Source organism: Streptomyces sp. Y7 (genome assembly GCF_043195415.1).
Taxonomy (GTDB): Bacteria; Actinomycetota; Actinomycetes; order Streptomycetales; family Streptomycetaceae; genus Streptomyces.
Map to the genome: position 1 here is coordinate 384,073 of NZ_JBIDDQ010000003.1, position 20,182 is coordinate 404,254.

Here is a 20,182-nt window from a genome sequence, read left to right on the forward strand (position 1 = left end):
GGTACGCCGGGCAGGTCCCCGGCACTCGACGCGGTGGCGACGTCGGGTAACGACGCCCCATACACGGCCGACGCCGAAGGTGACACTGCCAGTGACAGTCTCCGCAGGACTGCCCTCAGGGAGGGGCTGGCTGGCCCGATCCCGGCAGCCGAGCATGGGGGCATGACCACAGCCGATACCAGTACGAGCGCCGCAGCCGCGCACTCAACCCCCGTCCGGATGACCGGACGCCAGGTCGCAGCCCTGGTGGTGCTCCTGGCTTCGCAGTTCATGATGGCCGCCGACTTCTCCGTGCTGAACGTCGCGCTGCCCGAGGTCGGCACCGCCCTCGGGTTCTCCACCGGCAGCCTGCAGTGGATCTCCACCACGTTCGCCCTGTGCGCCGCCGGATGCACCCTGGTCTTCGGACGCGTCGGCGACTACGTGGGACGCCGGCGCATCTTCACCGCCGGCATGGTCGTCCTCGCCCTCTCGTCCCTCGTCGGCGGCATCGCGGAGTCGCCTGCGATGCTGCTGACCGCCCGTACCCTTCAGGGCCTGGCCACAGCGGCCGTCACACCCGCCGCACTCGCGCTGCTCACCACTGCCTTCACCGAGCCCACCCTGCGCACCCGCGCGCTCGGCCTGAACAGCGTGATGATGAGCTCCGGCTTCAGTGCCGGCGCCATCCTCGGCGGATTCCTCACGGACGTCTTCTCCTGGCGCTGGGCGTTCTTCATCAACATCCCCGTGGCCATCGCGGCCATCCTGATCGTGCCGTTGGTCGTCGACGAGAGTCGGGCCGAGACGCGCAGCCGGATCGATCTGCCCGGTGCTGTGCTCATCACCCTCGGCCTGTTCTCCGCGATCTACGGCGTCACCCGGGTCGGCGAGGCAGGCTTCGACCTCGTCGCCGGCGTCTCCCTGATCGCCTCCGCCGTGCTGCTCGGCGTCTTCTGGGCCGTGCAGAGCCGTACCGCAGACGCTCTGGTGCCGGTGCGGGTTCTGAAGAAGCCCGACATCGCGTTCGGTAACCTGGCCGCCCTGTTCATCTTCGGCGGCGAGACCGCGCTGATCTTCTTCACCGGCCTGTACGTCCAGGACGTGCTTGGTCTGTCCTCCCTAACTGCCGGTCTGGTGCTGCTCGGTATCGGCGTGGGCCAGATCATCGCCGGTACGGTCGGGCCGCGCATCCTCCAGCGCGTCCAGCCGCGCACCCTGCTCGGTGTCTCCCTGTTCCTCCAGGGCGCGTTCATGCTGCCTGCGATGTGGGCGACGTCGGACTCGCGCTGGCTGATCCCGCTGATCGCCACCCAGTTCGTGAACGCCTTCTTCTCCATGACGGCGGCGCTGTCCTTCATGGTCATCGCCACTTCCTCCGTCGAGTCCGACATGCAGGGCATGGCGACCGGCATGGCCACCCAGAGCCAGCAGGTCGGCATCGCCATCGGCATCCCGCTGATCAGCGCGGTGTTCGCGGCCGTCATCGGGCAGGGCACGGTGACGGCAGCCGAGGAACTGAGCGGCATCCACACGGCGATCGGCGTTGCGGGCGGCTGCCAGGTCGTGGTCGGCCTGCTGCTGTGGGCGGTGCTGCGCCGCAAGACGGCCCTGCCGGGCTGAGACCCGGGCAGCGGCCCCACGCGGCCGGGAAGGCGGATCCCCCGTACCGCCTTCCCGGCCGTCGTGGCATCGGTCACCCCTCTTCGGGGCGGCATTGCCGATCCCGTACGGCACTTCATAATCGAAAGGGTGGAGCACATCGTGAACACGGACCTCGGCAGCTACCTGCGGCAGATGCGCGAGCGCGTCCGGCCCGAGCAGATGGGATTGCGGTCCAGCGGCTCCCGGCGGGTTCCGGGTCTGCGGCGCGAGGAGGTGGCCGCGCTCGCGGGGGTGAGCCAGACGTACTACACGCGGCTGGAGCAGTCGCAGACCGCGCATGCCTCGCCGCAGGTCCTGCTCTCCATCGCCCGTGCCCTGCAACTGAGCGCCGACGAACGGGACTACCTGCTCAAGATCGGCACGCCGGTGCAGAACCCGCATGAGCCGGCGCCGAGCGGCGACCAGGTGAGCCCGTACACGAGGATGCTGGTGGAATCGCTCGGGAACGTGGCGGCGGCCGTGCTGAACTACCGCTGCGACATCCTCAGCTGGAACTCCCTCTACCACCGGCTGTTCGCGCCGCACATCGACTTCGAAGCCCCCGAACGCACCGAACAGCGGCCGAACATCATCAAGATGAACTTCCTCGACGACAACGTCCGGTCGCTGTACGCGGACTGGGCCGCGGAGTCGGAGTCGAACGTGACGTATCTGCGGTTCATCTCCGGGGACCACCGGCACGATCCGCAGCTGGCCGAGCTGATCGGCGAACTCACCATCCAGAGCGAGGAGTTCGCCGCGCTGTGGTGCCGTCAGCGGGTGTCCAACTGCATCGAGGGCACCAAGCTCTTCGACCATCCGGTCGTGGGCGAGCTGGAGTTGATGTACCAGTCCGCGGATCTTCAGGACGGCAACATCCTGAAGTTCTACCACGCGGAACCGGACTCCCCGCACGAGGCGGCACTCCAGCTGCTGATGGTGGACCTGGACTCGGTGCACCACCGCTGAGCTGCGGAAACGACCGTACGACTACTGCACCCCGGCCCGCATGGACCGGGGTGCAGTCGGCTGACGGGGGTGTCACGTCCGCCGCAGCGCCGTGACCCCCCAGGTGAAGCCCGACCCGGCCGTCGCCACGATCACCAGGTCGCCGGAGCCGATCCGGTCCTCCCGCTCCAGCTCCTCAAGGGCCTGAAGCGGGTCGGCGCCGCCCAGGTGGCCGTCGCGTTCGTACTGGAACACGCTGCGGGAGGCGTCCACCCCCAGCGCGGCCAGGTACTTGCGGTGGGTGTCCTGGTTGCCGTGCGTGACGAGGAAGTGGGCCACGTCGGCCACACCGGCGCCGATGCCGGCGAGGACCTTGTGCGTCAGGGTGGTGAAGTTGTCCAGGAAGGCCTCGCCGAGGCCGTCCAGCTTCTCGCCCCGCTCGACCTTGATCTCGCCGTTCTTGATCTCGCCGTAGTAGGAGTCCACCCACTGCGGGTCGGTGTGGTGGGCCCCGCCCAGCACCTCGTACCGGGTGGCCGCGGCGTCGGCGGTGAGCAGCACCGCGGCCGCGCCGTCCGCGAAGTTGAACAGCTCGATGTAACCGGTGCCGTACTCGACGAGTTCGCTGAGTCGGTCCGCGATGATCACCAGCGCGTGCGGGTGCGTGCCCGCCCGCACCTGGTCGTCGGCCAGCTTCACCGCCACCATGCCGGCGTTGCAGAAGTTGGAGACCTCGTAGCAGTGCGCCTGCGTGATCCCCAGCTCCGCCGCGATCTTGGCCGCGGGCGACCAGAACGGCGTACCCCATTCGCTGGAGCCCGCGTAGAGGACGAGGCCGATCTCGTCCAGCGGTACGGGGCTGCGGTCCAGCAGCCGGGCCGCGGCGTCCCGGCCCAGGCCCCAGGCGGTCTCCCCCTCGGCCAGCACCGAGAACTTCCCCGACGGCAGGACCTGCCCGAGCTTGTCCAGGCCGTAGCCGGACTCCCGGCTGACCTCGTCGACGCTGCGCTTGCCACTGGGCATCGCCAGGGCGTAGTCGGCTATTCCCACGGTTTCTCCACCTGTCTGTCAGACGTATTCCACGACGGCGTGCGGCACATAGGGCGCCTCGAGCCGGGCCGCTTCGGTGTCGTCGAGTTCCAGTTCCAGGGCGGCCACCGCGTCCTGGAGGTGATGCGGCTTCGTCGCGCCGACGACGGGTGCGGTGACCGCCGGCTGCCGCAGCAGCCACGCCAGGGCCACCTGTGCCATGGGCACGCCCCGCTCGGCGGCGATCTGCGCGACCACCCGGGCGACCGCGCGGTCGGCCTCCTCGGTGGGGCCGTAGAACCGGTCCTGGATCGGATCGCCGGCCGTGCGCACCGACTCCGTCTCCCAGTCCCGGGCGAGTCGGCCGCGGGCCAGTGGGCTCCACGGGGTGACACCGACGCCCTCGGCCAGGCAGTACGGCAGCATCTCCCGCTCTTCCTCGCGGTTGATGAGGTTGTAGTGGTTCTGCATGCTCACGAACCGCGTCCACCCGTGCAGGTCGGCGACGTACTGCGCCTTCACGAACTGCCAGGTGTGCATCGACGACGCGCCGATATAGCGGACCTTTCCGGCGCGCACCACGTCGTGCAGCGCCTCCATCGTCTCCTCGATCGGTGTGCCGTAGTCCCAGCGGTGGACGATGTAGAGGTCGATGTAGTCGGTGTCCAACCGGCGCAGGCTGGCGTCGAGTTCGCGCATGATCGCCGAGCGGGACAGGCCGCCGGACAGCGGGTTGGGGTCGAGCTTCTCGTACACCTTCGTCGCGACGACGACGTCCTCACGGCGGGTCAGCTTCCGCAGCGCGCGGCCGAGGAACTCCTCGCTGGTGCCGAGGGAGTAGATGTTCGCGGTGTCGAAGAAGTTGACGCCGAGGTCGAGGGCCTGCGCGAGGAAGGGCAGGCTCTCCTCCTCGGGCAGCGACCAAGGGTGCGTGCCGAGGCCGGGCTCGCCGTAGCTCATGCAGCCCAGCGCGAGGCGGGACACCTTCAGGCCGGACGAGCCCAGTCGTACGTACTGCACGTCGGTTACCTCAGCCCTTGACCTCGTCCTGGACCTCGGTCAGCCGGCCCCAGGAGGCGATGCCCTCGTCGAGGGGGATGTCCAGGCTGGCGAGGTACATGGCGGTCATGGCGCTGTGGCCGGCGAGGTGGGTGACCTCGGCGATCTCGTTCTGGGAGTAGTACTTGCGCAACCCCCAGTACGCCTCCTCGCTCGCCTTGTGGTCGACCATGCAGTCGGTGACGTAGCGGACCAGCGCGGCGCGCTCGGCCGGCAGCTCGTCGTACAGGGCGTCCTCGATCGCCTTGATCTCGGTGTCCTCCAGGCCGGCCTTCTTCGCCAGCGGGTAGTGCAGGAGGCGCTCGAACTCGCTGTCACGCAGCTTGGCCACGCGCAGCACGATCACCTCGCGGTCCAGCAGGCTCAGCAGCCCGACCGTGAAGGTGCCGCCGAGTGCGAGGTGGGCGGCGGCCGAGTTCTTGGTCAGCAGCAGCGCACGGGTCAGGTTCGACTCGAACTTCTCGTACACCGCGCGCTGTTCGGGCGTCATGTCGGCGACTTCGGTGAGGGTGACGCGGGGGGCCATCGGGAGCTCCTTGGGTTTCGGTACGGGGATGAGGTGAGGGGTCATGCGGGTACGGCGGTGAGGGGCGCCGGTGCCGTGTCGCGCACATGGCGGGCAAGGGCCCGGGCGACCGTGTGCACGCAGGTCTCGGGGGAGTGCGTGTCCAGCGGGACGAGGGTGTCCAGGTGGCCGTCCGGCCGGACGAGCAACGCGTGGGCCTCGCGCGGGAGTTTGCCGAGGAGCGGACCGGGCGGCCGGCCGCCGAGGTCGGCGAGCGCGGCGCCGGACGTCTTGGCGCGCACCGCGTCGACGACCCGTGTCCAGTGCTCGTGGCGGTACCGAAGCCCCGGCCACAGCAGGACCGTGAAGCGGTCCACGGCGAGCACGGGCTGGGTGCTGGACCCGCGCCAGCCCAGCGGCAGCCGCTCGCCCGGCACCAGCGTGCGCCGCCTCGGCCGAACACCGTAGTGGGTGTCGATCTGGGCGAGCCGGGGCGCGAGCGCCTTCTCCAGAGTCTGGGTCGCGCTGCCCAGCCGGTAGATGGCGTCGCGGGCGATGGTCTGGTGCCGGGTGGAATACAGGCCGATCCGGGCGAGCCGGGTGGACAGGGCGGCCACATGGTCGACGGCTGGCCTGCGCTCGGTGTCGTAGCTGTCCAGCAGTTCGGGGCGGTAGTCGCCGCGCACCACACCGGCCAGCTTCCAGCCCAGGTTGACCGCGTCCTGGATGCCGGTGTTCAGGCCCTGCGCGCCGGACGGGCTCATGGCGTGTGCCGAGTCGCCGACGAGGAAGACGCGGTCGCTGCCGTAGGTGCCCGCCGAGCGCACGTGCGCGGTGAAGATGCCGCTGAACCGCATCTCGCCGAGCCGCCGCGCCCCGGGGACGCGTTCGGCGAGCAGTGTCTCGAAGAAGGCGCGGTCGGGGGAGTCGCCGGTGTAGTCGTCGGGCACGCTCGCGCCGACCCGGAAGACGCCGTCACCGAGCGGCGCCAGCACCATGTTGCCGGTGCGGGTCAGGTAGTACGCAGCCTCGCTGCTGGTCGTCTCGCCCAGGATCTCGGCGTCGGTGATGGCCAGTCGGGTCCTGAGGGTGCGGCCGGCGAACCGGAAGCCGAACGCCTCGCGGACGACGCTGCCGTAGCCGTCGGCGCCCACCACGTAGTCGTAGGTACGCGTCTGCTCCGAACCGTCGGGCAGGCGGAGTCGGCAGTCCACGCCGTGCGGGTGCCGGGTGCCGTCGAGGAACGTGTGGTCGTAGTCGATGCCGCCGCCGAGCCCGGAGAGGTGCTCCTCGAGGATCGCCTCGGTGCGCCACTGCGGGATGGTGATGGCGAAGGGATAGCCGACGCCCCGCAGCCGGTCGAAGCGGACCAGACCGATCATTTTCTTGTTCGAGTAGTAGTTCATCTGGTCGAAGTAGTGACCGCCTTCGACCAGTTTCCGGCCCACGCCCACCCGGTCCAGCAGTTCCAGGATGCGCGGCCACAGGATGGTGGCCCGGGAGTGCGGGCTCTGCCTGCGGAGCTTGGAGATGACGTCGGCCCGGACACCGTGCGCGAGGAGTTCGGCGGCGAGCACCATCCCCACGGGACCGGCCCCGACGACGAGGACGCGCGGTCGCTGCATGTCGCTCACCACGGCTCAGGCGTCGAGCGCGCGCAGGCGGTGGACGTACGGCGGGCGGAGGAACGAGCCCTCGGTGCGGGCCAGGAAATCGGCGACGTACGGCTCCTTCATGTGCAGGTCGATGGCCGCCTGGTCGGCCCAGTCCTCCACCAGCACGACGACGTGCGGGTGTTCCTCGGACCGGAGGGCGTCGAAGCGCAGTGCGCCCTCCTCCTCGCGGGTCGCCTCGCACAGCCCTTGGAACGCGGCCACGACCGAGTCCATGCGGTCCGGCACGACGTCGAAGAGAACGGTGATCTCGATGCTCATGTGTGGGTCACTTCCTTGGCGGTGAGGTCGTCGAGGTCGACGAAGGTCACAGGTGTGGAGGGGCGGTCCGTTCCGGCGCACTCCCGCGGGTCGGCGTTCCAGCGGCGCAGGGCGATCCGGGCACGGCCCTGCGCGGTCCACTCGGTGTCCAGGCGGAGCGCGCGGCAGGTGCCGACCATGCCGCGGGGCGGCTCGTCACCGGCCGCGAGGAGGGCCCTGGCCAGCAGGTTCAGCACCCCGCCGTGCGCGACCACCAGGACCTGCTCGGCGGTCCGCTCGGCGGCGAGCACCTCGTGCAGCGCCGCGCAGAACCGGGCGCGCGCATCATGGCCGCTCTCGCCGCCCGGCGGCGCGTAGTCGGGGTCGCCCACCAGCTGCCGCATGGTCGCGGGCCGGGTCCGGCCGAACTCGGCGCGGGGCAGCCCGTCGAAGCTGCCGAGATGGCGCTCGCGCAGGTCGTCGATCCGGTGATGGGGTACGTCGAGCCGGCCCGCGGCGTACGCGGCGGTCTGGGCCGCCCGGGCCATCGGCGAGGAGTAGACCGCCGCCCAGTCGCCGGGCGGCAGCGAGCGTGCGGCCCGCTGGGCCTGCCGCACCCCCTCGTCGTTGAGCGGGATGTCGGCCTGGCCCTGAAAACGGTCGGCGGCGTTACGGTCGGTCTCCGCGTGCCGGAGCAGGACGACGCGCACGGCTCAGACGGTGCTGCCGGCGGCGGCCGGGGCACCGAGGGCCTCGACGGCGCGGGCGGCTTCGTCGATGCTCTGCTGGGAGGTCAGCACACCTTCGGCGATGGAGACGCCGAGCCGCTTCTCCAGCAGCAGCGACATCTCCAGCAGGGCCAGGGAATCCACCGCGAGGTCCTCGAAGACGGTGCTCTGGGCGACCTCCTCCTGCGGTATCTCGAACTTTCCGGTGAGGATCTCGATGATCATCGTGGACACGGAACCGGTCATGGGGCACCTCGAAACGTGAGGGGTGTACGGGAGTTGAGCAGGCCACGACGATGGGGCCCGCCGGGTTCAGCCGATCGGCAGGTCGGGCCAGACGAGGGTGGCCGAGCCCCAGGTGGCGCCGCCGCCGAACGCGGTCAGCAGCACCCGGTCGCCCGCCGTGAGGGTGCCGTCGGCCAGGCCGTCGGCGAGGGCGAGTGGGATGGAGGCGGCGGAGGTGTTGCCGACGCGCTCGATGTTGAGCACGGCGCGCTCCGGCGGCAGTCCGAGCTGTTCGGCCACGGCGTGGATGATGCGGGTGTTGGCCTGGTGCCCCACGAGCCGGTCGACGTCGGCGACCTCCCAGCCGGTGCGGGCCAGGACCGTGCGCGAGGACTCCGCCATCCGGCGCACCGCGGCGAAGAACACGGACTTGCCGTCCATCCGGAAGTACCGGTCCTCCGGACGGGGTGCCTCGCCCCGGGACCGCTCCTCGGCTCCGCCGCCCCGCACCGTGATCAGGTCCGCCATCGAGCCGTCGCTGCCCAGGTGGACGTCGAGTACCGCGCCCGGCTCGGTGCGCTCCCCGGCCCGCAGCAGGACCGCGCCCGCCCCGTCGCCGAAGATCACGGACGTGGTGCGGTCCGCCGGGTCCAGGATGGTGCTGAACGACTCGGCGCCGATGACCAGCGCCCGCTCGGCGAATCCCGCGGTCACGGCGGCGGCACCGGCCTGGAGGCCATAGACGAAGCCGGAGCACACGGCCGCGACGTCGTACGCCGGTACGTCGGTCAGGCCCAGTCGGGCGGCCACGGCCGGCGCGGTCGCCGGGCACGGGCGGTCCGGCGTGGTGGTGGCGACGATCACCAGGTCGGCGCCGTCCGCACCGGCGCTCTTCAGCGCCCGCCCGCCGGCCTCGACGGCCAGGTCGCCGGTGCTGGTGCCCGGGTCGACGACATGGCGCTCGGCGATGCCGGTCCGGGTCCGGATCCAGGCGTCGGACGTGTCCAGCTGCCGGGACAGCTCGTCATTGGTCACCACGCGCGGGGGTACGAAGCCGCCCACGCCGGCGAGTACGGCGGCCCGGGTCATGCCGGCACGTTCCCTTCCGGGAGCTGGTGGGCGACCGCGGAGCGCACCCGGAGGCCGGCGAGTTCGGCCACGACGTCCAGCGTGCGCCAGGTGCCGCCGCCCATGCGCAGCAGTCCGGGCTCGTCCAGCCTGGTCGTCACCGCCGCCGCCGTGGGGCGGTCGGGGCGGGCGGCGGTCAGCGTGGTCTGCCGCATCCACAGGGTGTTGCTGTCCTGGCGGCGCATGCCGTCGAGGTCGTAGAGCATGATCTGGGCGAGCTGAAGGGCCGTGACAAAGGCGTCGATCATCGATATGGACGGCTGGTGCGCCCCCTCCAGACCCGCGGTGGGCACCACCGCGCCGTCCTCATGGACGACGGTCAGCGCGGCGTCGGCGCTCAGCGCCCGGTGGTCCACCGCCACTTCGCGGATGAACTGCCGCCGGGTGGTGAACCCGGTACCGAAGTACCGGTCCGCCGCCGGGCCGAGGAGGGCGTCCAGGCCGGCGTACGTGCCGGCGTCCCGCACCGTCCCCGTGGGCAGGGCGTGGACGACCTCGCACCGCATCCGCATGGTGCCGACCGTGCAGTCGACCAGGGAGACCGCGCGCCCGGGTTCCCCGGTGAGCGAGTCGGTGCGGCGCAGCGTCGCCTCGGCCGGCAGCCGCGCGAGGTCCTCCTGCGGGCTGGTGCCGGCTGTGATGCGTACCTTGCGCAGCCAGCCGTCGCGCAGATCCGGGACGAGACCGGCGAGGCACGCCTCGGCAAGCTGGGCGGCGACGACGAGGCCGTCGACGGTGCTGAAGTGGGGGAGCAGATCGGTGCCGGCCGCCTTCTTCGACCAATCGGCGGGGTAGCTGACGCCCACCGAGGAAGCGGCCCGCACGGTCCCGTCCGCCCCGCGGGTGAGGCGCAGTTCGCCGATGTCGTAGCCGACCCGGCGGAAGCCGCGGCCGAAGAAGCGCTGCTCGGCCGGGCCGAGGTGATCGTCGACGGACGCCACCACGGTCCGTGCTGAAGTCGGGGTCATCGGTGCTCCGTTCGTCGGGGTTGGTCCCGCGGGGTCCGTCGGCCGGACGCCGTGCGCCCGCCCGGTCCGCGGCGATCGCCGCGCCGGATGGCGCAGGTGAGCCGCGCCGTGCAGGTCCGGTTGCCGGAGTCATCGGTGATGACGATCTCGTACGAGGCCATGGCCTGCCGCTCGCCCAGGGGCCGGCACACCCCGGTGACGGTCCCCGAGGAGACCCAGCGATGGTGGGTGCACGACAGGTCAACCCCCACGGCGTTGCCGCCGGGGCCCGCGTGAAGGAACGCAGCGAGGGAACCCAGGGTCTCCGCGAGAACGGCATTTGCGCCGCCGTGCAGAATCCCCACCGGCTGGCGATTGCCGGAGATGGGCATGGTGCCCACCACAAGTCCCGGTTCGCAGGTGATGATTTCAATACCCATGCGTCGGGTCAGTTGTTCGCCTTCGTATGCGCCGTCGACCCGCATCGGGCCGAGCATGATGTTCGGCATCACGGTCTCCGTCTGTTTCCGGGCCCGCACCGGCGGGCCGATTCGAGTCAAACACCGCGGTGCGAACAGCGACAGCCTCATGGCCTGTTGCTGCCAAGTCGCTGCCACTTTTGCCAAATCCAGGAAGACTTGTTCTCGCCAGGTAACCCGAAGGAAAACTGGGAATGCTTCGGTGCGCACGCCCAATTGCGCTTGGATGGGTACGGAGTTGAGAAAAGGAAGGGGCGCGGTCTCAGTGCAGCGCGTTTCGCTCGGCGGTCTCGATGTATCAGGCATCGGCCTGGGCGCCATGTCGATGTCCGACTACTACACGGGAGCGGGCAGCGACGAGGAGGAGGCCGTCCGCACGATCCGGCGGGCGCTGGACCTCGGCGTCGATCTCATCGACACCGCCGAGATCTATGGCCCGTTCGTCAACGAGGAGTTGGTCGGGCGGGCCGTCGCAGGACGGCGTGACGAGGTGGTGATCGCCACCAAGTTCGGGCTGGTCTCGCACGACGGCGCCGGTCCCGATGTGCTCGACAGCTCACCGGCCAATGTGCGCAAGGCGGTGGAGGGTTCGCTCAGGCGCCTGGGCACCGACCGCATCGACCTGTACTACCAGCACCGCGTCGACCCGGACACGCCGATCGAGGACACCATGGGCGCACTCGCCGAGCTGGTGCGCGAGGGCAAGGTCCGGCACGTCGGACTCTCCGAGGCCGGCCCGGACACCATCCGGCGCGCCCACTCCGTGCACCCGGTGACGGCGGTGCAGACCGAGTACTCGCTGTGGTCCCGCGAGCCCGCCGAGACGCTGCTGCCGCTCTTGCGTGAGCTGGGTGCCGGGCTCGTCGCCTACTCGCCGCTCGGCCGGGGCTTCCTGACCGGCACGATCCGCTCCACCCAGGAGTTCGCCCCGGACGACTTCCGGCTGTCCACGCCCCGGTTCGCCGAGGGCAACTTCGAGCGGAACCTGCGGATCGTCGACGAGGTGGAGAGCGTGGCCCGGAGCGTCGGGGCCACCCCCGCGCAGATCGCGCTCGCCTGGCTGCTCGCCCAGGGCGACGACATCGTCCCCATCCCCGGCACCCGGCGGGTGACCCGCGTCGAGGAGAACGCCGCCGCGGCCGGGGTCGTCCTCACGGCCGGGCAACTGGCCCGGCTCGACGCCCTCACCCCGCCCGTCGGCGACCGTTACGCCGAGCAGGACCTGGCCCGTACGGGACTGTAGGACCTCGCCGGGGCCCGCACGAGGGGCCCCGGTCATGGGTCATGGCCGTATCAGATCCACTGCCGCCGGGCCGCTTCCACTCCCGCCTGGAAGCGGCTCTGGACGCCCATCCTGGACATCACGCCCGCTATGGTCCGGCGGACCGTGCGGACCGACAGGCCGGTGCGGCGGGAGATGCCCTCGTCGGTCAGCCCCTCGGCGAGAAGCACGAGTGCCTCCCGCTCCCGCTCGTCCAGCCCGCCGCGCCCGGGCCCGCCGACGCGCCTGTCCATCGGCGCGCCGCTCGCCCACACCTGGTCGAACAGGGCCTGATGGCCTGCCACCAGGGGCCGCCCGCGCAGCAGTGTGGCCGAGGATTCCCCCAGAGCGGGGTCCGACGGCACGATCGCCAGATCGCGGTCGACCACGGCCATCCAGACCGGCAGACGCGGCAGGGCCCGCAGCTGCGCGCCGGACGCCGCGATCCGCCGCAAGTCCTCGGCCTGGGCAGGATCGCGGGCGACGTCTGCCAGATGCAGGACGCGCACCCGCGCGCCACGGCGCACCAGCTCCGCGCTGAGCAGTGCCGCCCGCTCCCGCACTCGGCGGTCGTAGGGGCGCCGGGGCAGCGCGAGCCGTAACTCGCGCACCGCGCGGCCGTGCAGGGCGTCCAGTTGGTTCGCCACGGAGTCGGAGTCGATGAGCGGCTGAAGTGCCGTCCGTGTGGTGTCGGATCTGACGAGCGTCTGACTTTCCATGTCACCATTCCGCAGCAAAAAGAGATACCCGGACCTGGCACGGACCCCCCGTGCAGCGCAGTCACCCATCCCCAAGAAGAGGTAAAGACCCGGAACGGAAGGTAAAGAACTGCCGATGAAGTTGGCAGAAGCCAAACGGGTCTCAGGTTGCGCACTATTGAGGTTGCAAGGGTCGTTCAATGTTTGTCAAGCGGCAAAAACTTGCCGCTTGGCAGCCGTCTCTCTCTGTGTAGAGTTGGCCGCGGGGCGGGCGCCGCTACGCCGGCATCAGTGCCACGAAGCGGGCGCCTGGACGGTAAGCGGGGAGGAGGACCTGGGCGGTGACAACCAACTCGGTCTGGGAAACATGGGGGAGTGCCAGGCGGAATCTTCCGCCCTGCCGGAACGCGATGATGCGTGGCCCGGCGTTCCAGAGTTCACGGCACACCGGCTCGTGCTGGACACTCGTCAGTAAATCATTGAGGGTCGGATCGTCCGGACTGCGAAAAAGCGCGAATCTCAACTGTGCGAGATACAGCGCGGCCTGTTTCTTCCAGTCCACTATCTGTTCACGCGATTCCGGACTCTGTAGAACCCAGCGCATCAGATTGGCTTCCGGCTCACGGACCCAGGGAAACCATCGGGCCATGAGCGCGTTGTAGGCGATGATGTTCCATGCGTGGTCGATGAGATAGGCGGGAAACGTTGTCTGCGCGTCGACCAAATCCTTGAGCCGGCCCAGTCTGCCGCTGTCGTCCGCCGTCTGCCTCTCGTCCGACACCTCGGTCAGCCGGTACCAGTACAACGCCGTACGTTCGTCCGGCCCGAGGGCCAGCGCCTCCGCGAGCTGGGTCAATGTGTCCAGGGTGAGCGGAACCTGAGCCCCGCTCTCCAGCGCGCGGTACCAGCGCTCGCTGACGCCCATCCGCTGGGCGACCTCCCTCTGCGGCAGTGCCTTGCCGCGCCCGAGCTTGGTGCCCGCCTCGGCGCGCCAGGCCCGCAACAGGTGTGGAAGGTCGGCGAATTCGAGCTGGAATTCCGCTGGTTCGGATATATCCGAATTACGCGCCTTCGTCATGTCTCCCCCGTTCGCGTCATGCCTTAACGATCAAACACTAGTCGGAGGCGCCGTCGACCCCTTTGGCGGTGACCATGCCCGAAGCCATGCTCGCTGCGCAGTCGATCAACGAGTCTGCAGGAAGAACTTGCGGAAGTCGCAGGAAAAAGAAGGGAAGGCGTTTACCCATGCGCGATGTCAGGTACATGCCGAAGCGAGTCGTCGTCACCGGACTCGGCGCCATCACCCCGCTCGGCGTCGGCACCGACTCCCTCTGGGAGGGGCTGCTCTCCGGCCGCTCCGGCGTCCGGCCGCTGACGGGCGCCGAGTTCGCGGAGCACGCGGTCCGGATCGCCGGGACCGTCCCCTTCGACCCCGCTGGGCTGTTGCCCCGACAGCAGGCACGGCGGATGAACCGGGGCGCGCAGTTAGCGGTGACGGCGGCCCGGGAGGCATGGCAGGACGCCGGGTTCTGTGCGAGCGGCACCCGGGACAGCGGACTCGACCCGGACCGGGTCGGGGTGAGCGTCGGCACCATCATCGGCGGCGCCGGCGTACTCGTGGAGGGTGCCCGTCGGCTGAGGAACCGAGGTGCCCGGGCGGTGCCGCCGCTCACCGCGCCCATGACCGTGCCCTCCCAGGCGGCGTCCCAGATCTCGCTCGATCTGTGCATCACCGGGGAGGCCCGCACCGTGGTCAGCGCATGCGCCTCCGGTACGGAGGCCATCGGGCAGGCCATCGACCGCATCCGGTACGGCCATGTCGACATCGCGCTCGCCGGCGGGGCGGAGGCCGCCGTGACGCCCGAGGTCATGGCCGCGTTCAGTGCGATGCGCGCGCTGTCCGCCCGTAACGACACCCCCGAAACCGCCTCCCGGCCCTTCGCCAAAGACAGGGAGGGCTTTGTGAACAGCGAAGGGGCGGGGCTGCTGGTGCTGGAGTCGGAGGAACACGCGCTGGCCCGCGGCGCCCGGATCTACTGCGAGGCCGCGGGCTGGGGCCTGTCGGCCGACGCGTACCACATGGCCGCGCCGGACCCGACGGGCGGCGGAGTGGCGACCGCCCTGCGGCGCGCGGTCACGGACGCGGGGTCCCGTACCGCCGACGTGATGCACATCAACGCGCACGCCACGGCGACCGTCGAGGGCGACCTCGCGGAGGCGGCTGCTCTGAGAACCGTCTTAGGCGACGCGGACGGCGCCGTCCCCGTGCCGGTCACCGCCCTCAAGGGGAGCCTGGGGCACCTACAGGGCGCCGCGGGCGGTGTGGAGGCGGTGGCAACGGCACTCACTCTGCACCACGGGATCATCCCGCCGACCATGGGCTGCGACGATCTCGACGACGCGATCCCGCTCGACGTGGTCACCAACCTCGCCCGCCCGCTACCCGCCCGCGGCGACCTGGCCCTCAGCAACTCGTTCGGCTTCGGCGGCCACAACGCGGTCCTGGCCCTGCGGCGCCGGTGAGGTCCACAGTGGCCGGCGATTCCCTCGTACGCCGGGACGCCACGGTCCGCCGGGGCCTCGCCGGCCGTGTCGCACACGTCCTGCTGTCGGTCCCTGCCTCTGCGCGGCCCGCAGGTCCGTGCTCCAACGGAGCTGCGTGCTCTGTTGGTTCGGCCGCTCACAGCGAGACGGCTCACCAGGGTGTGGTGCGGTCGAGGATCGCCCTGGTGTGCAGAGGGAGGGATGCCGGGCCCCGGAGGACGACATGCGGGCGGTAGCGCGGCGGTCCCTCGGCGAGTTCCGGCCCGACGACCCGCTGGGCGAAGCGGATGAAGGCCAGTTCGGCCTCCAGCCGGCCCAGCGGCGCGCCGAGGCAGTAGTGCGTGCCCAGGCCGAAGGACAGGTGCCGGGACGCGTCGGTGCGTGCGGCGTCGAAGCGATGGGGGCAGCCGAACGCGGCGGAGTCGCGGTTCGCGCCGGCCAGCAGCAACACCATGGTGGTGCCGTGCGGTACACGGGTGCCGCGTACGTCCATGTCCTCGCGGGCGTGCCGGTGGACGAGCTGGAGCGGCGGCTGGAGCCGCAGCAGTTCCTCGACCACGGCCGGCGCCGTGGCCACCGGATCGTCGCGCAGTGCGGCCAGGGTGCCGGGGTGGTCGAGCAGGGTCAGCAGCCCGTTGGCGATCAGGCTGACCGTCGTCTCGTGCCCGGCGTTCAGCAGCAGCCGGCAGGTGGTGACGATCTCCTCGTCCGTGAGCGGTTCGCCGTCGACCTCCGCTGCCAGCAGGTCCGAGACGATGTCGTCGCGCGGCTCGGCCCGCCGATCGGCCGCCAACCGGCCGAAGAACTCCGTGAGTTCGGCCTCCGCCCGCCGGCGCCGGCCCAATCCCGGCGCGGGTACCCCGAGGAACGCCAGGTAGGGGTCGACCGCCCGACCGAGCAGGGAGGAGCGCGTGCGGTACCAGTCCCGCTCGCCGGTGTCGACACCCAGCACCCGGCAGATGACGGTCACGGGCAGCGGGGACGCGAGGTCCGCGACGCCGTCCAGGTGTCGTCGGGCCGCTGCCTCGTCCAGCAGGTCGTCGATCAGCTCCCTGATCATCGGCGTCAGCCGCCGCACGGCCCGGGGGGTGAAGCCGGTGGCCGCGAGCCGGCGCAGCGCGCCGTGCCGAGGTGGGTCCATGAACAGAAAGGACGGCAGTTCCGCCGGGGGCGGAGCCAAGCCGTCGGCCGTGTCGGGCGCCCGGTGCAGCAGGGCGTGGCGGCCGTCGTTGCTGGCCCGCGGGTCGCGCAACACGGCCTCGCACGCCTCGTGGGACGCGAAGATCACCACGGGGCGGCCCGGCACCCACACGGGCTCCGCGGCCCGGATCTCCTCGTAGAGGGGATACGGGTCGGGCCGCGACCGGGGGTCGAGGATCCGCGGCAACACTGCCACCGCTTGCTGCCCGGCGCCGTCCACCGATCCCGTCTGGCCACGGCCCGCCGGGCAGGCCGAGGAGCGTCCTGTGCCCACCCCACCGGAGACTCCCGGACGGGCGGATCTGGGAGCTGCCGCGCGCGTCGTGGCCGACCCGGGCTCCCCTGCCGTTGCCGCGGGCTCGTCGCTCACCGCGCCCCCTCGAACCGGCGCACGGCCCAGTCTCCGGGGACCAGTCCGTAATCGACGGCAAGGCCGGCGAAGTGGCGGATGGCGTGCTCGCCCTCCGCCGTGAGCTCGTAGTGCAGGGTCTCGTAGTACGACAGCAACTGCGCCGCAGTGAAGCCCGACCCGTGGGACGCCTCGGCGGCGACCCGCGGCAGCTGCTCCAGCCCGTGGTCGCGGGCTGCCAGCAGCGCCCGGTGCACGGCGTCGACCGTCTGCGGGTGCCGCTCCGCATACTCCCGTCGGACCGCCCACACGGCGAACACCATGGGCAGCCCGGTCCACTCGGTCCACAGCTGCGCGGTGTCGTGGACGATCGCGGTGCCGTACTGCGGCACGCCGTGGAAGTGGACTCGCAGTGCCGGGTCGCCGATGACGACTGCCGCGTCGCCCCGGCGCAGCAGGCTCGCTGGATCAGGCGGTCCGGTGAAGTATCGCGGCGTCAGCCCCAGCCGATCCTCCAGCAGGAATCGGGCCAGCAGGACCGTCGTGCGGCTGGTGGACGTCAGGCCCACGCGCAGGGTGGGGAAGTCGCCGAGCGGGGCCCGGCTGACGATGTGGCACGACATGACGGGCCCTTCGGCCGCGATGGCGAGTCCCGGAAGCAGCAGCAGGTCGTCGGTGTGCCGCAGATACTCGGCGAGGCTGATCGGCCCCAGGTCGAGTCCGCCCGCGATCAGCCGCTCACCGGCCGCCTCGGCGGAGAGCGACAGCAGATCGAGGCCGGGCTGGAGACCGCGGTGCCGCAATCCCCACAGGATCGGACGGCAGTTGAGAAAGGTGAGGAGACCGACGCGGGGCGGCCGTTCGGTGCCGGCGCCCGGACGTAGGGCGGTGACCCTGGTGGACGGCATGGACGCGGCCCCTACTTGTGGCCCCAGGACTGCACCAGGGCGGGTGCCAGATCCCAGAAGGCGTCGTCGCGCAACAGGCCGTAGAACTCGTCCAGTTCGTACGGCGTCACATAGCCGCCCGCGATCAGCTGCTCACGCGACATGTCCACGGTCAGCCGCCAGAAGTCAGCGAGCCGCGTGCCGCCACGCAGATGCTGAGTGACCGTGTTCGCACCGACGTCGCGGTAGCCGTAGTCGAGGAACGACCCGGGCTGACTGCGAGCCCACCAGCTGTCCGTGCCGAGCGTCCCGCAAATGAGGCTGCTCCAGCGCTGCATCACCTTGCGGTACGTCGGGTGCGGCGCACTGTCGATGGGAAACCAGCAGAACGACTCGATCAGCACGAAACCACCGGGACGCAGCCAGCGCAGCATCCGCCGCATGACGTCGTCGCGTTGCGGGAGATGGCTGAGCACCAGCCGGGCGTGGATGACGTCGAAAGAGCCGTCCGGGAAGGGGTCGGTGGTGACGTCGTGCACCAGTCGGCGCAGCCGGGGCTCCGGCACGCGCTCCAACAGCCGCAGATCCAGGTCCGTGGCGATCACCTCGCCGTCCCGAGCCTGGCCGCACAGCCACTGCGCGACAGACCCGGAACCCGCACCCACCTCCAGGCAACGGGCATCACGGTCCACGCCGAGTGCGTCAAGGGTGCGAGTGCACAGCGGGTCGAAGACCTCGGCGAGCAGACGGAGGCGTGTCTCTTCGTCCTGGTCGAGAGCGAAGAGTGTCTCGCCGTATTTCTCCATCTCGGGCCCTCCGGAAAAACGTCGGATTCCTCGTAACTCAGGGCAGCCAAGCATGTGACCGGCAGTCGCACCCGGTGCTCACGACGTACTGACAGGTTGCTGCCAAGTCCTCCGACACGGGCGCCCGGGGGCAACAGGACAACCCCCAGGTACCTGACCTGGGGGTTTCGCATAGAGCGGGTGACGAGAATCGAACTCGCGCTCTCAGCTTGGGAAGCTTGGATCTTCTAGGGTCGACTACCGCACCGACCTGCGGCGGAACGGTATTCAAGCATCGGCGGATCCGTAGCCTAGCCCCCGCTGTTCCCCGTCAGTCCCCGTGGGATCTGGCACGGGAATGGCACGACTCTCGTCCTTCGTCGAAGCACATTGGAGCTTTGTGCTTGTCGGGCCTCCTCCTTGCGCGGCGGCCGAACCTGCCGAGTCAACAGGCGGCGCCTCCGCGGGTGGTGGCCGCTCCCGGCTGTTCTCTAGGGCCTGGCCGAAGCTCTTGCAGAACTCAGTGAAGGTCCACTGGGCGCCGGGAGCTGGCGCGAACGAGGCGAACGATCCAAGATGCTCGCCGTTCACTGCTACGTCCAAGGTGCCTTGCTCGCCGATGCGTGCACTCGGACACTCCTGAAGGTCCTGGGCGAACATGGGACGGGTCCCCCTCCCGTGTCCCAGCCACGCACCCCAGTAGACGGTTCGGTCCGTGAGGAAGAGGACGCCATCCTGCGGGCCGTCCCACAGGTTCCGTGCGGGCGCACTGGCGATCTTCTCTTCTCCGGGATCAAGCATGGGCTCAAGGCTCTGCCAGTACTCCGCCTGTGCTTTGTCGTAACGCCGCTGTGCCCACCGTCTCAGCATGGTCAAAGCCCCCTACTTCAGTTTCGCCCAGTTTGGCGCGCTTTGAAGCGTCCAACCCTGGGTGCGAGTGATACCGAGCCCGCAGTCAGCCACTCACCTCGGTTCGCAAGCGGGATCGCCTCTGTGTCCGTAAGCCATGGCCGCGCGACAGGTGTCGAGATGCTCAGGGCAACCGAAGTACTGCTTGGGCCGCTTGAACAGCCCTACGCTCTTGGACACCCGGTAGTCAGGTAGTCCAGTACGGCCCTTCACGTCGCAAGAGGGCGCATGGTCCGCGTCCGGGATGCGAAACCAGTCAATAGAGGTCACGTCGCGCGTCCTGATGCCGGCCGCAGCTAGGTCGGCATCAGTGCCGTAGAGGATCCGTTGGGTACGGATCCACCGGCCATTGATGAGTTCGCGGTGCTGCTCCATGCGGGGACCCTACTGAAGGTGGTTGCCCTCGTGGACCTTCTCGACAATAAGCACCCTGATCCACCCCGACGGAGAGAAACACCCCACCTTGCCGGATCGCTACCCTTCGGGGGAAACCCGTATTGCCGACCGGCCCTGACCTGGCACTTCGCTGTTTTGCGCCTCTGGCTCGGTTGTCAACGTCGGTCGGCCTCGGGCGCCCTCGCACGGCCCAGAGACGGCCCAGGATCGGGGCTGCTCACGCAAGAGGCTGGGGCCGCCAACCGCAACTGCTCGCTGTGGGCCTCGGTGGTGAGCTCGTCGTCCAGGGAGAAACGGGCGCGGTCGTTGATGACGGCGTACTCGTACCCGCGCACGTCCCGCACAGCTTCGTCCAGCTCACTAGCCGTATCCGCTAGGTTCTCGCTCACTGCCTCGGAACCAGGGTGACGCCGTACAGGCTGCACTTCTTCAACCTTGCGGTGAGGTGAACCGCATGAGCCCGCGCGTGGGCCCCAACAAGCTGCTCCGGAATCGCTTCGACGAGCCTGCCGGCACCCCGCCCGGACCACCTCACGACCCCGATTCTGATCATTCTTCAACTTTCACCC

Annotated in this window: 20 protein-coding genes; 4 read left to right on the forward strand and 16 right to left on the reverse strand. The window is 70.1% G+C overall.

Annotated features, from left to right (window positions below; all coding sequences use genetic code 11):
• Nucleotides 1-162 precede the first annotated feature (162 nt).
• Together ACGFW6_RS12840 and ACGFW6_RS12845 are read left to right on the forward strand one after the other, a co-directional pair.
• Complete coding sequence (locus ACGFW6_RS12840) at nucleotides 163-1,602, forward strand: MFS transporter (RefSeq protein WP_393507578.1); 1,440 nt, start codon at nucleotides 163-165, stop codon at nucleotides 1,600-1,602.
• A 129-nt stretch (nucleotides 1,603-1,731) separates the two neighbouring features.
• Entirely contained in the window at nucleotides 1,732-2,592 is an 861-nt protein-coding gene (locus ACGFW6_RS12845) for a helix-turn-helix transcriptional regulator (RefSeq protein WP_393507580.1), read from the forward strand.
• A gap of 72 nt (nucleotides 2,593-2,664) precedes the next feature.
• Here ACGFW6_RS12845 and ACGFW6_RS12850 read toward each other — a convergent pair whose 3' ends face one another.
• From ACGFW6_RS12850 to ACGFW6_RS12895, 10 genes are all read right to left on the reverse strand, one after another.
• The gene (locus ACGFW6_RS12850) at nucleotides 2,665-3,621 is read right to left on the reverse strand and encodes a 3-oxoacyl-ACP synthase III family protein (protein WP_393507582.1); all 957 of its coding nucleotides are present in this window, start codon (nucleotides 3,619-3,621) and stop codon (nucleotides 2,665-2,667) included.
• 18 nt (nucleotides 3,622-3,639) lie between these two features.
• Entirely contained in the window at nucleotides 3,640-4,620 is a 981-nt protein-coding gene (locus ACGFW6_RS12855) for an aldo/keto reductase (protein WP_393507584.1), read from the reverse strand.
• Nucleotides 4,621-4,630: 10 nt separating this feature from the next.
• Complete coding sequence (locus ACGFW6_RS12860) at nucleotides 4,631-5,185, reverse strand: carboxymuconolactone decarboxylase family protein (protein WP_393507586.1); 555 nt, start codon at nucleotides 5,183-5,185, stop codon at nucleotides 4,631-4,633.
• 41 nt (nucleotides 5,186-5,226) lie between these two features.
• Complete coding sequence (locus ACGFW6_RS12865) at nucleotides 5,227-6,789, reverse strand: FAD-dependent monooxygenase (RefSeq protein WP_393507588.1); 1,563 nt, start codon at nucleotides 6,787-6,789, stop codon at nucleotides 5,227-5,229.
• A gap of 15 nt (nucleotides 6,790-6,804) precedes the next feature.
• Nucleotides 6,805-7,098: a putative quinol monooxygenase gene (locus tag ACGFW6_RS12870; RefSeq protein WP_393507590.1), complete on the reverse strand. Its 294-nt coding sequence runs from the start codon at nucleotides 7,096-7,098 to the stop codon at nucleotides 6,805-6,807.
• Nucleotides 7,095-7,787 (reverse strand): histidine phosphatase family protein, encoded by a 693-nt coding sequence (locus ACGFW6_RS12875; RefSeq protein ID WP_393507592.1) that lies wholly within the window; start codon nucleotides 7,785-7,787, stop codon nucleotides 7,095-7,097. The genes ACGFW6_RS12870 and ACGFW6_RS12875 overlap by 4 nt, the downstream gene beginning before the upstream one ends.
• A 3-nt stretch (nucleotides 7,788-7,790) precedes the next feature.
• Nucleotides 7,791-8,051 (reverse strand): phosphopantetheine-binding protein, encoded by a 261-nt coding sequence (locus ACGFW6_RS12880; RefSeq protein WP_393507594.1) that lies wholly within the window; start codon nucleotides 8,049-8,051, stop codon nucleotides 7,791-7,793.
• Nucleotides 8,052-8,117: 66 nt separating this feature from the next.
• Nucleotides 8,118-9,119: a beta-ketoacyl-ACP synthase III gene (locus ACGFW6_RS12885; protein ID WP_393507596.1), complete on the reverse strand. Its 1,002-nt coding sequence runs from the start codon at nucleotides 9,117-9,119 to the stop codon at nucleotides 8,118-8,120.
• Complete coding sequence (locus ACGFW6_RS12890) at nucleotides 9,116-10,126, reverse strand: AvrD family protein (RefSeq protein ID WP_393507598.1); 1,011 nt, start codon at nucleotides 10,124-10,126, stop codon at nucleotides 9,116-9,118. Before ACGFW6_RS12890 ends, ACGFW6_RS12885 begins: the two co-directional genes overlap by 4 nt.
• The gene (locus ACGFW6_RS12895; protein ID WP_393507600.1) at nucleotides 10,123-10,614 is read right to left on the reverse strand and encodes a hotdog fold thioesterase; all 492 of its coding nucleotides are present in this window, start codon (nucleotides 10,612-10,614) and stop codon (nucleotides 10,123-10,125) included. The genes ACGFW6_RS12890 and ACGFW6_RS12895 overlap by 4 nt, the downstream gene beginning before the upstream one ends.
• Before the next feature lie 235 nt (nucleotides 10,615-10,849).
• Between ACGFW6_RS12895 and ACGFW6_RS12900 the strand changes: the two genes are divergently transcribed.
• Nucleotides 10,850-11,827, forward strand: a complete 978-nt coding sequence (locus tag ACGFW6_RS12900; protein WP_393507602.1) for an aldo/keto reductase — start codon at nucleotides 10,850-10,852, stop codon at nucleotides 11,825-11,827.
• 50 nt (nucleotides 11,828-11,877) lie between these two features.
• Here ACGFW6_RS12900 and ACGFW6_RS12905 read toward each other — a convergent pair whose 3' ends face one another.
• Together ACGFW6_RS12905 and ACGFW6_RS12910 are read right to left on the reverse strand one after the other, a co-directional pair.
• Nucleotides 11,878-12,564, reverse strand: coding sequence for a LuxR C-terminal-related transcriptional regulator (locus tag ACGFW6_RS12905; RefSeq protein WP_393507604.1), 687 nt, complete (start codon nucleotides 12,562-12,564; stop codon nucleotides 11,878-11,880).
• A gap of 256 nt (nucleotides 12,565-12,820) precedes the next feature.
• Nucleotides 12,821-13,621 (reverse strand): helix-turn-helix domain-containing protein, encoded by an 801-nt coding sequence (locus ACGFW6_RS12910; RefSeq protein WP_393507606.1) that lies wholly within the window; start codon nucleotides 13,619-13,621, stop codon nucleotides 12,821-12,823.
• A gap of 167 nt (nucleotides 13,622-13,788) precedes the next feature.
• On the opposite strand from ACGFW6_RS12910, the gene ACGFW6_RS12915 reads away from it, so the two are divergent.
• On the forward strand, nucleotides 13,789-15,066 hold the full coding sequence (locus ACGFW6_RS12915) for a beta-ketoacyl-[acyl-carrier-protein] synthase family protein (protein WP_393507608.1): 1,278 nt from the start codon (nucleotides 13,789-13,791) through the stop codon (nucleotides 15,064-15,066).
• Between the two features lie 172 nt (nucleotides 15,067-15,238).
• Here ACGFW6_RS12915 and ACGFW6_RS12920 read toward each other — a convergent pair whose 3' ends face one another.
• The 4 genes from ACGFW6_RS12920 to ACGFW6_RS12935 form a co-directional block, all read right to left on the reverse strand.
• On the reverse strand, nucleotides 15,239-16,483 hold the full coding sequence (locus ACGFW6_RS12920; protein ID WP_393507610.1) for a cytochrome P450: 1,245 nt from the start codon (nucleotides 16,481-16,483) through the stop codon (nucleotides 15,239-15,241).
• A 170-nt stretch (nucleotides 16,484-16,653) separates the two neighbouring features.
• Nucleotides 16,654-17,544 carry a menaquinone biosynthetic enzyme MqnA/MqnD family protein gene (locus ACGFW6_RS12925; RefSeq protein WP_393507611.1) on the reverse strand — a complete coding sequence of 297 codons (891 nt, stop codon included), beginning with the start codon at nucleotides 17,542-17,544 and terminating at the stop codon, nucleotides 16,654-16,656.
• An 11-nt stretch (nucleotides 17,545-17,555) separates the two neighbouring features.
• Nucleotides 17,556-18,329, reverse strand: a complete 774-nt coding sequence (locus tag ACGFW6_RS12930; protein ID WP_393507613.1) for a class I SAM-dependent methyltransferase — start codon at nucleotides 18,327-18,329, stop codon at nucleotides 17,556-17,558.
• 942 nt (nucleotides 18,330-19,271) lie between these two features.
• Nucleotides 19,272-19,592 carry a hypothetical protein gene (locus ACGFW6_RS12935; protein WP_393507615.1) on the reverse strand — a complete coding sequence of 107 codons (321 nt, stop codon included), beginning with the start codon at nucleotides 19,590-19,592 and terminating at the stop codon, nucleotides 19,272-19,274.
• Nucleotides 19,593-20,182: the final 590 nt, after the last annotated feature.

Coding starts and splice junctions, on each gene's coding strand:
- ACGFW6_RS12860 (WP_393507586.1), bottom strand. CDS start 5,185: ATGGCCCCCCGCGTCACCCTCACCGAAGTCGCCGACATGACGCCCGAA.
- ACGFW6_RS12930 (WP_393507613.1), bottom strand. CDS start 18,329: ATGGAGAAATACGGCGAGACACTCTTCGCTCTCGACCAGGACGAAGAG.
- ACGFW6_RS12905 (WP_393507604.1), bottom strand. CDS start 12,564: ATGGAAAGTCAGACGCTCGTCAGATCCGACACCACACGGACGGCACTT.
- ACGFW6_RS12925 (WP_393507611.1), bottom strand. CDS start 17,544: ATGCCGTCCACCAGGGTCACCGCCCTACGTCCGGGCGCCGGCACCGAA.
- ACGFW6_RS12910 (WP_393507606.1), bottom strand. CDS start 13,621: ATGACGAAGGCGCGTAATTCGGATATATCCGAACCAGCGGAATTCCAG.
- ACGFW6_RS12880 (WP_393507594.1), bottom strand. CDS start 8,051: ATGACCGGTTCCGTGTCCACGATGATCATCGAGATCCTCACCGGAAAG.
- ACGFW6_RS12840 (WP_393507578.1), top strand. CDS start 163: ATGACCACAGCCGATACCAGTACGAGCGCCGCAGCCGCGCACTCAACC.
- ACGFW6_RS12890 (WP_393507598.1), bottom strand. CDS start 10,126: ATGACCCCGACTTCAGCACGGACCGTGGTGGCGTCCGTCGACGATCAC.
- ACGFW6_RS12895 (WP_393507600.1), bottom strand. CDS start 10,614: ATGCCGAACATCATGCTCGGCCCGATGCGGGTCGACGGCGCATACGAA.
- ACGFW6_RS12865 (WP_393507588.1), bottom strand. CDS start 6,789: ATGCAGCGACCGCGCGTCCTCGTCGTCGGGGCCGGTCCCGTGGGGATG.
- ACGFW6_RS12870 (WP_393507590.1), bottom strand. CDS start 7,098: ATGAGCATCGAGATCACCGTTCTCTTCGACGTCGTGCCGGACCGCATG.
- ACGFW6_RS12915 (WP_393507608.1), top strand. CDS start 13,789: ATGCGCGATGTCAGGTACATGCCGAAGCGAGTCGTCGTCACCGGACTC.
- ACGFW6_RS12935 (WP_393507615.1), bottom strand. CDS start 19,592: ATGGAGCAGCACCGCGAACTCATCAATGGCCGGTGGATCCGTACCCAA.
- ACGFW6_RS12885 (WP_393507596.1), bottom strand. CDS start 9,119: ATGACCCGGGCCGCCGTACTCGCCGGCGTGGGCGGCTTCGTACCCCCG.